Origin of the sequence: Streptomyces sp. NPDC101393, from assembly GCF_044767385.1 — a bacterium.
Classification (GTDB): domain Bacteria; phylum Actinomycetota; class Actinomycetes; order Streptomycetales; family Streptomycetaceae; genus Streptomyces.
This window is the reverse complement of record NZ_JBIWNU010000004.1, coordinates 61,077-73,474: the sequence shown is the minus strand read 5'-3', so window position 1 is coordinate 73,474 and position 12,398 is coordinate 61,077. Positions and strand designations below refer to the sequence as shown.

Here is a 12,398-nt window from a genome sequence, read left to right as displayed (position 1 = left end):
GCCGCTCCGCTCACCCGGGGCGGCCGTAGCGGGCCCGTGGGCGTGGTCCCGGCCCCTCAGGACGGCGTACGCGCCGCCGCCAGCAGCCGGTTGGTGTCGGTCGGCGGAAGGGAGAGGGCGGCGCCGACGGTGGTGAGGACCTCGCGTTCGGGGGTGCTGTAGGAGCCGTCGGCGAGGGCGATGCGGGCGCCTTGGAGGAGCAGCGATTCGCGGCCCGTGGGGGCGAGGTGCGGGGCCAGTGGCTCCAGGGACTCGTGGAGCTCTATGGCCAGCGCCGTGCCGCACGGGTCCAGACCGTCGTGGCCGCAGCCACCCGTCACCGCGTCGTAGGTACCGGTGAGGCGTCCCGTGTCGGCGGCCAGCGCCGCGAGGAGGGTCAGCAGCTGGTCCTCGGAGCAGTCGGTGTACCCGGCCGCGCGGACCGCGCTGACGGCCGTGTCGCGGACCGCGCGGGAGGAGGTGCCGCCGGCGGCCAGGACCGCGAGCGTGATGGTGTGGACGGCGTCCCGCAGCATCGCGGAGAAGCGGACGGTGGTGGGGTGGTCCAGCGCGTCCAGCCCGAAGTGGCCGCGGCAGGCCGAACACTCCAGGACCGGGCCCGCGGAACCGCGGGAGAGCAGCGGAACACCGAGGACGGTCAGCCGGCGGCGGCCGTCCTGGCGGAGGTAGTTGCGGTCACCGCCGCAGTCGGGGCAGTAGAACTCGCCGTCGGCGACGGTACGCCAGGACGTGCGCACTCCCATCCCACACATCTTGTGCATCACGCCAGCCCTCCGAACCACGCGGCTCCGTTGCCGTATGGGACGTGATGTTAGCCACATGCTTGATGTGGCGTCAGCACCTCGTACCGGACAGTTGGCCGGATGACGCGGGGCCCCGCGCCTCCCGGGGGAGGATCACGGGGCCCTTCGGCACCTTGCGGGGCAGGTCAGCGCCCCGGTGGAAGATCGACTCAGCGGCCGGCGCGGTTGACCGCGGAAACCACGGCCTTGATCGAGGCACGGACGATGTTCGCGTCGATGCCGACGCCCCACAGCACCTTGTCGCCGATCGCGCACTCGATGTACGCGGCGGCCTGGGCGCCGGCGCCCTCGCTCAGGGTGTGCTCGCTGTAGTCCAGCAGGCGCACGTCCACGTCGATCGCGTGCAGCGCGTCGAAGAACGCGGCCAGCGGGCCGTTGCCGGTGCCGGTCAGCACCGTGTCGGCGCCGTCGACGACGGCCTCGACGGTCAGCGCGTCGGTGCCCTCGCTCGTCGACGAGGTCTGCGCGGAGCGCAGCGCGATACGGCCCCAGGCGTTCTCCGGGGTGGGCAGGTACTCGTCCTGGAAGGTCGACCAGATGGCGGTCGGGGTGACCTCGCCGCCGTCGCTGTCGGTCTTCTCCTGGATGGTGCGCGAGAACTCGATCTGCATCCGGCGCGGCAGGTCCAGCTTGTGGTCGTTCTTCAGGACGTAGGCGATACCGCCCTTGCCGGACTGGGAGTTGACGCGGATGACGGCCTCGTAGGACCGGCCGACGTCCTTGGGGTCGATGGGCAGGTACGGAACCGACCACTCGATGTCGTCCACGGTCTTCCCGGCGGCGGCCGCCTCGGCCTGCATCGCGTCGAAGCCCTTCTTGATGGCGTCCTGGTGGGAGCCGGAGAAGGCGGTGTAGACCAGGTCGCCCGCGTAGGGGTGGCGCGGGTGGACCTCCATCTGGTTGCAGTACTCGCTGGTGCGGCGGATCTCGTCGATCTGCGAGAAGTCGATCTGCGGGTCGACACCCTGGGAGAACAGGTTCATGCCCAGCGTGACCAGGTCGACGTTGCCGGTGCGCTCGCCCTGCCCGAACAGGCAGCCCTCGATACGGTCCGCGCCGGCCATGATCGCCAGTTCGGCTGCGGCGACGGCGGTGCCGCGGTCGTTGTGCGGGTGCACCGACAGGCATACGTGCTCGCGGCGGGTCAGGTGGCGGGACATCCACTCGAAGCGGTCGGCGTGCGTGGAGGGCGTCGAGCGCTCGACGGTGGCGGGCAGGTTCAGGATGATCTCCCGGCCCTCCTCGGGCTGCCAGACGTCACAGACCGCCTCGCAGACCTCCAGCGCGAAGTCCAGCTCGGTGTCGGTGAAGATCTCCGGGCTGTACTGGTAGCCGAAGATCGTCTCGTCGCCCAGGATCTTGTCGGCGTACTCCATGACCAGCCGGGTGCCGTCCACCGCGATCTGCTTGACCTGCTCCTTCGAGCCGCGGAAGACGACCCGGCGGAAGGTGGGGGCGGTGGCGTTGTACAGGTGCACGGTGGCGCGGTGGGCGCCGCGCAGCGATTCGACGGTCCGCTCGATCAGTTCCTCACGGGCCTGCGTCAGGACGGAGATCGTCACGTCCTCGGGGATCGCGCCCTCTTCGATGATGGAGCGGACGAACGCGAAGTCGGTCTCACCGGAGGACGGGAAGCCGACCTCGATCTCCTTGTAGCCCATGCGCACCAGCAGGTCGAACATCTCGCGCTTGCGGGCCGGCGACATCGGGTCGATCAGCGCCTGGTTGCCGTCCCGCAGGTCCGTGGACAGCCAGCGGGGCGCGACGGTGATGCGGTTGTCGGGCCAGGTGCGGTCGGGGATCTCGACGGCTTCGTAGCGGCCGTACTTGTGGACCGGCATCCCGGAGGGCTTCTGCAGCGCGGTGGCGTTGGTGACCGGGGTACGGCGACCGACGGCGTTCTCGGCGTGGCTCGACGGATTCGTCATGATGCGTAGGGCTCCTCGTGTGTCCGCTGGACCGGCCGACGGGGCGAAAGATCGCAACACCGAACTCCGCGGGGAGGGGGTCGGCCTACGACTACAGGCCCTCGCCGCGGCAGCTAAGGAGAAGCAGCCCGAAACGCATGATGCACAGCACCTTAGCCGAGGTCCGCCGTCGTCGGCGGTCGCGTATCAGTATGCGGGACCGGTCGGACGTATGGGTTCAACTGCGATGAACCACACGTTTTCAGGAATCTGGGCGGCAGGCAGTGACACATGGGTTACACAGTGCGACCGTTTGTCCATGGACCTCATCAAGAAGCCGGTCACCCCGGCCACCCCGGTCTTCTGCACCATCGTCCCTCCGCACATCCTCAACAAACTCGCCGAGTCCGACGACGCGGACCGCCAGGAGCGGACCCAGCGCACCCTGGAACACGACCACGTCCAGCGCACCCGCCGCCTCGGAGTCGTCGCCCGCGGCCTGACGCCGTCGGAGCCGAGCGCCGGCGCGGACAAGCCGAACCGCACCATCTACGACGCCGGGCACACCGAGAACCTGCCCGGCAAGAAGGTCCACGCCGAGTCGGCCCCGGCGTCCAAGGACGCCTCCGTCAACCGCGCGCACGCCGGCCTCGGCGCCACCTTCGAGCTCTACCTGAAGGTCTACGGCCGCAGGTCGATCGACAACGCGGGCCTGCCTCTCGACGCGACGGTCCACTACGGCGAGAAGTACGACAACGCCTTCTGGGACGGCGAGCGGATGGTCTTCGGGGACGGGGACAACGACCTGTTCCTGGACTTCACCATCCCCGTCGACGTCATCGGCCACGAGCTCACCCACGGCGTCACGCAGTACACCGCGAATCTCGACTACTCCGGCCAGTCCGGGGCCCTGAACGAATCGGTCTCGGATGTCTTCGGCGCCCTGATCAAGCAGTACGCCCTGGGCCAGAACACCGAGGAGGCCGACTGGCTGATCGGCAAGGGCCTGCTCGGCCCGAACGTCACCGGTGAGGCGCTGCGCTCGATGAAGGCTCCCGGCACCGCGTACGACGACGACGTCCTGGGCAAGGACCCGCAGCCCGCGAGGATGAAGGACTTCGTGGAGACCGAGGAGGACAACGGCGGGGTGCACATCAACTCCGGCATCCCCAACCACGCCTTCTACCTGGCCGCCACCGCGCTCGGCGGCAACGCCTGGGAGCGGGCGGGCCAGGTCTGGTACGACGTGCTGACCGGCGGGAAGCTCGCCAAGGACGCCACCTTCGCCGACTTCGCCGCGCTCACCATCAAGGCGGCGAGCGCCCGCTACGGCGCCGGCGACGAACACGAGGCACTGGTCAAGGCCTGGTCCCAGGTCGGGGTGACCGGGAAGTAACGCGCACGCGCCGCGGGGCGGGAGCGGGCGGCGGCCGCTCCCGCCCCGCGGCGTTCCTCCTCGCGCCATCCGTCCGGCGGCGAGTAGGCCCCCTCCACCGGGTAGGAGACAACCATGCGTATTCAGATTCGCCGTACCGGCGGCTTCGCGGGCATCGCGCGCCAGGCCGAGGTCGAGACCTCCGGGCGCGCCGACGCCGGCGACTGGCACTCGCTGGCCGACCAGGCCGTCGCCGCCGCCCACAGCGCGCCTCCCGCCGGGGCGCCGGACGGCTTCAGCTACCGGATCACCGTCGACGGGCGCACGGTCTACTGCTCCGACCCGCGGCTGACCGAGGAGCAGCGGAAGCTGATCACCCGGGTGCTGAAGGAAGGCGCTTAGGGAAGGAAGGCGCTCAGGGGCTGTTGTGCGGATCGGGGCGGATGTGCGGGCCCGGTCCACGCCACCGGCCCAGGGTCCGCGTGCCCCTCCTCCGGGCCACGCTCAACTCCCTTCGTTCGCCTGCCTCTTGACAGTGTTACCGGCGGTTAAGAAGATCCGGGCCATGACAACGGCGCCGGCGTCACCCCTCCCCCGCTTCCCCCGCGACTTCCTGTGGGGCGTGTCCACCTCGGCCGCGCAGATCGAGGGCGCGGTGGACGAGGACGGGCGGGGGCGCTCCGCGTGGGACGTGTTCGCCGAGGGGCCGGGGCGGATCAAGGACGGCTCCGACGCGCGTACGGCGACCGACCACTACCACCGCTACCGCGAGGACGTCGCGCTGATCAAGGAGCTCGGGGTCGGCGCCTACCGCTTCTCGGTGGCCTGGCCGCGGGTCGTGCCGGACGGCAGCGGGGCGGTCAACGCGGCGGGGCTGGACTTCTACGACCGGCTGGTGGACGCGCTGCTTGCGGCGGGCGTCAAGCCGGTGCCGACCCTCTTCCACTGGGACACCCCGCAGGCCCTGGAGTCGGCCGGCGGCTGGCTCGTACGGGACACCGCCGAGCACTTCGCGGCGTACGCGGATGCCGTCGCCGCCCGGCTCGGGGACCGCGTCGACCGCTGGATCACCCTCAACGAACCCGCCGAACTGACGCTGCTCGGCTACGGGTTGGGCCAGCACGCACCCGGCAGGCAGCTGGTCTTCGACGCACTGCCCGCCGCCCACCACCAGCTGCTGGGCCACGGTCTGGCCGTCCAGGCGCTGCGGGCCCGGGGCGCCACCGGCATCGGCATCGCCAACTCGCACGGGCCCACCTGGACGGCGTCCCCCGCCGAGGCCGACACCGCCGCCGCCGACCTCTACGACCTGCTGCTCAACCGGCTCTTCGCGGACCCGCTGCTGCTCGGCCGCTATCCCGACGACGGGCTGGCCGCGCTGCTGCCGGGGCCCGTCGCGGACGACCTGAAGATCATCTCCCAGCCGCTGGACTGGTACGGGATCAACTACTACCAGCCGACCCTGGTCGGCGCCCCGGACCCGGCGGCCACCGCCCCCGCCGATTTCGCCGGCATCCGGCTGCCGCCCGAACTCCCCTTCGCGCCACGGGAGATCGCCGGCTACCCGCGCACCGACTTCGGCTGGCCGGTGGTCCCCGGAGCGCTCGCCGAACTCCTGCGCTCCTTCCGCGAGCGGTACGGCGCGAGCCTGCCGCCGCTGGTCATCACGGAGAACGGCTGCTCCTACGACGGCGTCGACGACACCGAACGGATCGCCTTCCTCGACGGTCATCTACGGGCGCTGCACGACGCCATGGACGCCGGGGCCGATGTCCGCGGCTACTTCGTCTGGTCCCTGATGGACAACTTCGAGTGGGCGGAGGGCTACGCGCGGCGGTTCGGCCTCGTGCACATCGACTACGCCACCCTCGCCCGCACCCCGAAGGCCTCCTACCACTGGCTGCGGGACGCGCTGCGCGACCAGGAAGCACCGCGGGAGGGGGCCCGGGGATGACGGCCGCCGCGCGGCCGGCGGGCCTGACGGAGCCCGTCGAGCCGGTCGGCCGCGGCTGGACCGCCTCGCTGTCGCTGGCCAACGGCGCGATATGGGTCGGCTGGTACGGCCCGATCCAGCTGCTGCTGGCCCTCCAGGCCGCCGAACTCGCGCCGGCCGGCACCTCCAAGGAATCCGTACTGGCCTGGGTGACCGGCCTGGGCGCCGCGGTCTCGCTGGTCGCCAACCCGCTCTTCGGCGCCCTCTCGGACCGTACGACCTCGCGTTTCGGGCGCCGTACGCCGTGGATCCTGGCGGGCGTGCTGGGCGGCGCCGCGGCCCTCGCGCTGCTGGCCGGGGCACGGACCGTCCCGGTGATGGCGCTCGGCTGGTGCCTGGTGCAGCTGACCCTGAACGCGGCGTTCGCGGCGGTCACCGCCGCCGTCCCCGACCGGGTGCCGCGGGACCAGCGCGGGGCGGTCGGCGGCCGGCTGGGCGCCGCGCAGATCCTCGGCGTGGTCGTCGGCACGGGCCTGGCGACGCTGGCCGGCGGGGTCACCGCGGGCTACCTCGCCTGCGCGGCCTTCACCGTGCTGGCCACCGCACCGTATCTGCTGCTGCACAAGGACCCGGTGCTGGCGGCCGCCGACCGCCCGGCGTTCACCTGGCGGAGCTTCCTCGCCGGATTCTGGATCGGCCCGCGCCGCCATCCCGATCTCGCCTGGGCCTGGCTGACCCGCTTCCTGATCAACCTCGGCAACGCGCTGGCGCTGCTGTATCTCCTGTACTACCTGCGGGACGTGCTGCACCGGTCCGACCCGGACGGCGGGGTGCTGATCCTGACCGCGGTCAACGGCGTCACGCTGCTCGGCACGGTCGTCGTCGGCGGGATCTGGTCGGACCGGGCCGGGCGCCGGCAGCCGTTCGTGCTGTGGTCAGGGGTGATCATGGCGGTGGCCACCGCGCTGCTCGCCGGCTGGCAGACCTGGACCGGGGCGCTGTGCGCCGCGGCCCTGCTCGGCGTCGGCTTCGGCGTCTTCACCGCCGTCGACTTCGCGCTGATGACGCAGGTCCTGCCGGCCGCCGCACACCGCGGCAAGGACCTGGGCGTCATCAACATCGCCAACTCGCTGCCGCAGGTGGCCGCGCCCGCGCTGGCCGCGCCGATCGTGAGCCACCTCGGCGGCTACCGGGTGCTCTATCTCGCCGCGGCCGGCATCGGCCTGCTGGGGGCGCTGCTGGTGCGCCGGATCCGCTCGGTGCCGTGAGCGGGGCCGGCGGCCTAGAAGCCGAGCTTGCGCAGCTGCTTGGGGTCGCGCTGCCAGTCCTTGGCCACCTTGACGTGCAGGTCGAGGAAGACGGGCGTGCCGAGCAGCGCCTCGATGTGCTTGCGCGACTTCATGCCGACCTCCTTGAGCCGCTTGCCCTTCGGGCCGATGATGATGCCCTTCTGGCTGGGACGCTCGATGTAGACGTTGGCGTGGATGTCCAGCAGCGGCTTCTCGGCCGGGCGGTCCTCGCGCGGCAGCATCTCCTCGACGACGACGGCGATGGAGTGCGGCAGCTCGTCGCGTACGCCCTCCAGCGCGGCCTCGCGGATCAGCTCGGCGACCATGACCTGCTCGGGCTCGTCGGTGAGGTCGCCCTCGGGGTAGAGCGGCGGGCTCTCCGGGAGGAGCGGCACGAGCAGATCGGCGAGCAGGGAAACCTGCTGGTCACCGACTGCCGACACCGGGATGATCTCGGTCCACTCGATGCCGAGTTCCCTGCCGAGCTGATCGATGGCGATCAGCTGAGCGGCCAGTGCCTTGGAGTCGACCAGGTCGGTCTTGGTGACGATGGCGACCTTGGGGGTCTTCTTGATGCCGGCGAGTTCGGCGGCGATGTAGCGGTCGCCGGGGCCGAGCTTCTGGTCGGCAGGGAGGCAGAAGCCGATCACATCGACCTCGGACCAGGTGGTGCGCACCACGTCGTTCAGCCGCTCGCCGAGCAGCGTACGGGGCTTGTGCAGGCCCGGGGTGTCCACCAGGACCAGCTGCGCCTCGGGGCGGTGCACGATCCCGCGCACCGTGTGGCGGGTGGTCTGCGGGCGGTTGGAGGTGATGGCCACCTTCGTGCCGACGAGAGCGTTCGTGAGGGTGGACTTGCCCGCGTTCGGGCGGCCGACGAAGCACGCGAAGCCGGCGCGGTGCGGGGCGGAGGAGTCTGTACGAGCGCTCATGGCGCCCATTCTCCCCGATCCCCGGGCCCACTCCGACCACCCGGCCGCCCCGGCACCGCGGCCGCCTCAGTCCTGCGGCTCGCCCGCCGGCACGGTGACGCGCAGCGCGCCGTCGAGGCCCGCGACCAGGACGGGCGTCCCGGGGCCGCCGAGGTCGCGTACGGCGGCGCGGTCGGCATCGGCGGCGCTCTCGGCCGCGGTGACCACGGCGGCGGCCTCCAGGGACGTGGCCCCGCTGGCCACGGCCATCGCCACGGCCGTCTGCAGCGCGCTGAGCCGCAGCGACTCCAGGGCGACGGTGCCGGCGACGTAGGTGCGGCCGGTCTCATCGCGTACGGCGGCGCCCTCGGGCACGCCGTTACGGGCCCGCGCCGAACGCGCGAGCGTGATGATCTTGCGGTCTTCCGGGTCCAGGGGGGCTGCTTCGCTCATACCGGCGAGCATATGCGGGGCGGCCGGCCTCCCCCACCCTGCCCCGGGCTCCCGCGTTCCGCTGTCCCGCCGCCCTCACACCGCCGTCCCGCTGTCGCGCTGTCCCGCCACCGAATACATCCCGCCGCGGCGGCCCTCCGGCGAGGTGAGCCACTCCAGCTTCGCCGCGGTCTCCGTCTCCGGGCGCGGGTTGTGCAGCACGACCGTCAGATCCGGGCGGACCGGGACGTGCAGCTGCGTGGTCTCGAAGAGCAGCGCGCCGACCAGCGGGTGGTCCAGCTCCTTGTGCAGCTGGCCGCCGTCCTGCACATCGGCCAGCGCCCACAGCGCCGCGAACTCCTCGCTCGCCCCGGCCGTCTCCCGGACCACCTCGTCGAAGCCCTCGTCGCCGGGCCGCCCCGAGCACGCGGCCCGGAACTGCGCCACGACCAGCGGGGCGTTCGCCTCCCAACTCGCGGCGCGGGCGCGGTAGACGGGGTCGGTGAAGAACGCGATCAGGCAGTTGAGCGCGACGCCGGGACGGCCGTGGCCGAGCACCAGATGCGCCGCGTCGTTGTAGGCGATGGTGTTCCAGTACGGGTCCATGATGTGCGCCGGGAACGGCATCCAGGCATCGATCAGCCGCTGCAGGCCCGCACCGACATCGTTCCTCCCCAGCTCCTCGGAGTCCTGCCGCCGGGGCGGGTTGAGGCCCGCGAGGACGTACAGATGCCGCCGCTCGGCGCCGCTGAGCCGCAGGACCCGGGCCACCGCGTCCAGCACCTGCGGTGAGACGGTGATGTCGCGGCCCTGCTCCAGCCACTGGTACCAGGACGCGCCGACCCCGGCGAGCACGGCGACCTCCTCGCGGCGCAGGCCCGGGGTACGGCGGCGGCCGCCGTCGGGCAGGCCCGCGTCGGCCGGGCTGACCCGGGCCCGGCGGCTCATCAGGAACTCGCGCAACTCCTGGCGCCGGCGGGCATCACCGGACGCGGGCGCGGGCGCAGTGGCGGATGCCGCTGCGGATACGGCAGCGGATGGGGTGGTGGCCACGTTTCTCCCCCTGTCGGCGTGGCTGGTGGTGCGGGACCCCACGATAAGTGCCCGCTCCCCACTGCCCCTTCCAGGGCCGCACGCTCCTGGCATACCGACCGACACCCGTTCCGTCCCGACGGGCGGCCGGTCGCCGCGGCCCAGCTCCACGTAGGCCGCGACGGCCGCCTCCGCCCCGGCGCGGATGCCCCCCGGCCGAGCTGGTCCTGCTGCTGCTCTGCGCGATCCTGGTGGCGGTGGTCGCCGTGCTGGTCACGGCCGGGCCTCGCACGGTCCGCTCCCGGCGGGGCCGGTTCATCGCGCCCGGGAAGCACGAAGGCGGCGCCCCGGCCGATCGGGCCGGGGCGCCGCCTTTCGCGCGGGTCTGAGCCGTCCCCCGCACGGCTCGGTCCGCACGCACCCTCACGTCCGGCGCCGCTGCGCGCGGCGGATGAACGGGAGGTGTCCGGCCGAATTCCCGGCGCAATGCCGTTACGGCAGCGCCTCGTCAGGTGGAATTCGCCGGAGCGGCCGCCGTCAACTTCCCCCGTGGAATGTGCCATTGACGTGCTCTTCGGTAACCGCGCAACCGATCTTTCCATGGCCGTACCGGAGGAATCCAGCTCCCCCGGACATGGAAGTCAGAACATTTCCACTGCACTGGGGATCAGGAACAGGTCAGGACGGTTCAGGAACGGATCAGAACAGGTCAGGCGCAGGTCAGGGGTGGGTCAGGGGCAGGTCAGGGACCCGCCAGCGCATTCCGGGGAGAAACGGGGGGAGGGAAACGGGAGGGAAACGGGAGGGAGAAAGGCCAGGGCGCGGACGGTGCGGAAATCAGCGCCGCCGCTCAGCCCTCGGCGCGGTCCGCCGTCCGCTGCGCGTCGGCACGGTCCTCGCCGCCCGACGGGCCGATCGGCTCGCACAGCACCGTGATGATCTTGTTGCGGCGGCCCGCGGGGGACTCGGCGGTCAGCCGCAGCGCCTTCAGGGAGGGATCAACGGCATCGCCCGACAGGTCCACCTCGGCGGTGGCACCGGCGATCGGGACCCGGCCCAGGAGCTTGGCCAGCAGCCCGCCGACCGTCTCGACGTCCTCGTCGTCCAGCTCGGCCAGGCCGTACAGCTCGCCGAGGTCGCCGATGTCCAGCCGGGCGGTGACGCGATAGCGGCCGCCACCGAGGTCCTCGACGGGCGGCAGCTCACGGTCGTATTCGTCGGTGATCTCCCCGACGATCTCCTCCAGGATGTCCTCGATCGTGACGATGCCGGCCGTGCCGCCGTATTCGTCGATGACCACCGCGACGTGATTGCGGTCCTGCTGCATCTCGCGCAGCAGGTCACCGGCGTTCTTGGTATCGGGCACGAACACCGCGGGCCGCATCGCCGTGGAGACCAGCTCGCTCTCCGCGTCGCGGTTGATGTGCACCTTGCGGGCGAGGTCCTTGAGATAGACCACGCCGACGATGTCGTCCTCGTTCTCGCCGGTCACCGGGATACGCGAGAAACCGGAGCGCAGCGCCAGGGTCAGCGCCTGCCGGATGGTCTTGTAGCGCTCGACGGCGACCAGGTCCGTACGCGGCACCATCACCTCCCGCACCAGGGTGTCGCCGAGCTGGAAGACGGAGTGCACCATCCGGCGCTCCTCGTCCTCGATCAGCGACTCCTTCTCGGCGAGGTCGACCAGCGAACGCAGCTCCGCCTCGGAGGCGAACGGGCCCTTGCGGAAGCCCTTGCCGGGCGTCAGGGCGTTGCCGAGGAGGATCAGCAGCTGCGGGATCGGGCCCATGATGCGGGCCAGGGGCAGCAGGACGTACGCGGCGGCGGTCGCGGTGTTGAGGGGGTGCTGGCGGCCGATGGTGCGGGGCGAGACGCCGACGGCGACGTAGGAGACGAGCACCATCACGGCGATCGCGACGGTCAGCGCCTCCCAGGTCTCGTCGAAGGATTGCAGGCAGGTGTAGGTGACGAGGACGCCGGCGGCCATCTCGCAGCCGACCCGCACCAGCAGCGCGACGTTGAGGTAGCGGGTGGGGTCGGCGGCGACGGCGGCGAGCTTGGCGCTGCCGCGGCGGCCGGATCTGACGGCTTCCTCGGCGCGGAAGCTCGTCGTCCGGGCCAGGCCCGCCTCGGCGCTGGCCGCGAGCCAGGCGATCACGACGAGCAGGACCGCGACCGCGATCAGCTGGGTGGTCATCGGGGCCCGCCCGTCAGGTCACGGTCGGGGCGGGAGAGGGGCCGGTCAGGCCCTGCTCGGCGCGCCAGCCATCGATGATGGCCGCCTGGAGGCCGAACATCTCGGCCTTCTCGTCGGGCTCCTCGTGGTCGTAGCCGAGCAGGTGCAGCACGCCGTGGACGGTGAGCAGCTGCAGCTCTTCGTCCATGGAATGCCCGGTCGGGGCGTCCTCGCCCTGCTTCTTGGCGACCTCGGGGCACAGCACGATGTCACCGAGGAGCCCCTGCGGGGGCTCCTCGTCGTCCTTGGCCGGCGGACGGAGTTCGTCCATCGGGAAGGACATGACATCGGTCGGGCCGGGGAGGTCCATCCACTGGATGTGGAGCTGCTCCATGGCCTCGGCGTCCACGACGATCACGGACAGCTCGGACAGCGGGTGGATGCGCATCCGGGCGACGGCGTAGCGGGCGACGTCCAGGACGGCCTGCTCGTCGATGTCCGTACCGGACTCGTTGTTGACGTCGATCGACATGGGGGAGT

General features: G+C 71.7%; 11 protein-coding genes. 4 read left to right on the top strand and 7 right to left on the bottom strand.

What is annotated here, in order from left to right; translation table 11 throughout:
- Positions 1 to 56 precede the first annotated feature (56 nt).
- Together ACIRQ7_RS13805 and leuA are read right to left on the bottom strand one after the other, a co-directional pair.
- Positions 57 to 761 (bottom strand): TerB family tellurite resistance protein, encoded by a 705-nt coding sequence (locus tag ACIRQ7_RS13805; RefSeq protein ID WP_404262389.1) that lies wholly within the window; start codon positions 759 to 761, stop codon positions 57 to 59.
- A 191-nt stretch (positions 762 to 952) separates the two neighbouring features.
- On the bottom strand, positions 953 to 2,731 hold the full coding sequence (gene leuA, locus ACIRQ7_RS13800) for a 2-isopropylmalate synthase (RefSeq protein WP_404262387.1): 1,779 nt from the start codon (positions 2,729 to 2,731) through the stop codon (positions 953 to 955).
- Positions 2,732 to 3,029: 298 nt separating this feature from the next.
- Between leuA and ACIRQ7_RS13795 the strand changes: the two genes are divergently transcribed.
- The 4 genes from ACIRQ7_RS13795 to ACIRQ7_RS13780 all read left to right on the top strand — a co-directional run bounded on the left by ACIRQ7_RS13795 (position 3,030) and on the right by ACIRQ7_RS13780 (position 7,286).
- Positions 3,030 to 4,106, top strand: a complete 1,077-nt coding sequence (locus ACIRQ7_RS13795) for a M4 family metallopeptidase (RefSeq protein ID WP_403670264.1) — start codon at positions 3,030 to 3,032, stop codon at positions 4,104 to 4,106.
- 114 nt (positions 4,107 to 4,220) lie between these two features.
- Positions 4,221 to 4,487, top strand: coding sequence for a protealysin inhibitor emfourin (locus tag ACIRQ7_RS13790; RefSeq protein ID WP_401471647.1), 267 nt, complete (start codon positions 4,221 to 4,223; stop codon positions 4,485 to 4,487).
- A gap of 163 nt (positions 4,488 to 4,650) precedes the next feature.
- On the top strand, positions 4,651 to 6,039 hold the full coding sequence (locus ACIRQ7_RS13785) for a GH1 family beta-glucosidase (RefSeq protein ID WP_404262385.1): 1,389 nt from the start codon (positions 4,651 to 4,653) through the stop codon (positions 6,037 to 6,039).
- On the top strand, positions 6,036 to 7,286 hold the full coding sequence (locus tag ACIRQ7_RS13780) for an MFS transporter (RefSeq protein WP_404262384.1): 1,251 nt from the start codon (positions 6,036 to 6,038) through the stop codon (positions 7,284 to 7,286). The genes ACIRQ7_RS13785 and ACIRQ7_RS13780 overlap by 4 nt, the downstream gene beginning before the upstream one ends.
- 14 nt (positions 7,287 to 7,300) lie before the next feature.
- Here ACIRQ7_RS13780 and era read toward each other — a convergent pair whose 3' ends face one another.
- From era to ybeY, 5 genes are all read right to left on the bottom strand, one after another.
- Positions 7,301 to 8,239 (bottom strand): GTPase Era, encoded by a 939-nt coding sequence (era, locus tag ACIRQ7_RS13775; RefSeq protein WP_401471638.1) that lies wholly within the window; start codon positions 8,237 to 8,239, stop codon positions 7,301 to 7,303.
- 66 nt (positions 8,240 to 8,305) lie between these two features.
- Positions 8,306 to 8,671: a cytidine deaminase gene (locus ACIRQ7_RS13770; protein WP_401471635.1), complete on the bottom strand. Its 366-nt coding sequence runs from the start codon at positions 8,669 to 8,671 to the stop codon at positions 8,306 to 8,308.
- Between the two features lie 75 nt (positions 8,672 to 8,746).
- Entirely contained in the window at positions 8,747 to 9,598 is an 852-nt protein-coding gene (locus ACIRQ7_RS13765; protein WP_404263120.1) for a helix-turn-helix transcriptional regulator, read from the bottom strand.
- A 934-nt stretch (positions 9,599 to 10,532) separates the two neighbouring features.
- Positions 10,533 to 11,879 carry a hemolysin family protein gene (locus ACIRQ7_RS13760; RefSeq protein ID WP_404262382.1) on the bottom strand — a complete coding sequence of 449 codons (1,347 nt, stop codon included), beginning with the start codon at positions 11,877 to 11,879 and terminating at the stop codon, positions 10,533 to 10,535.
- 13 nt (positions 11,880 to 11,892) lie between these two features.
- Positions 11,893 to 12,390, bottom strand: coding sequence for an rRNA maturation RNase YbeY (ybeY, locus tag ACIRQ7_RS13755; RefSeq protein WP_401471629.1), 498 nt, complete (start codon positions 12,388 to 12,390; stop codon positions 11,893 to 11,895).
- Positions 12,391 to 12,398: the final 8 nt, after the last annotated feature.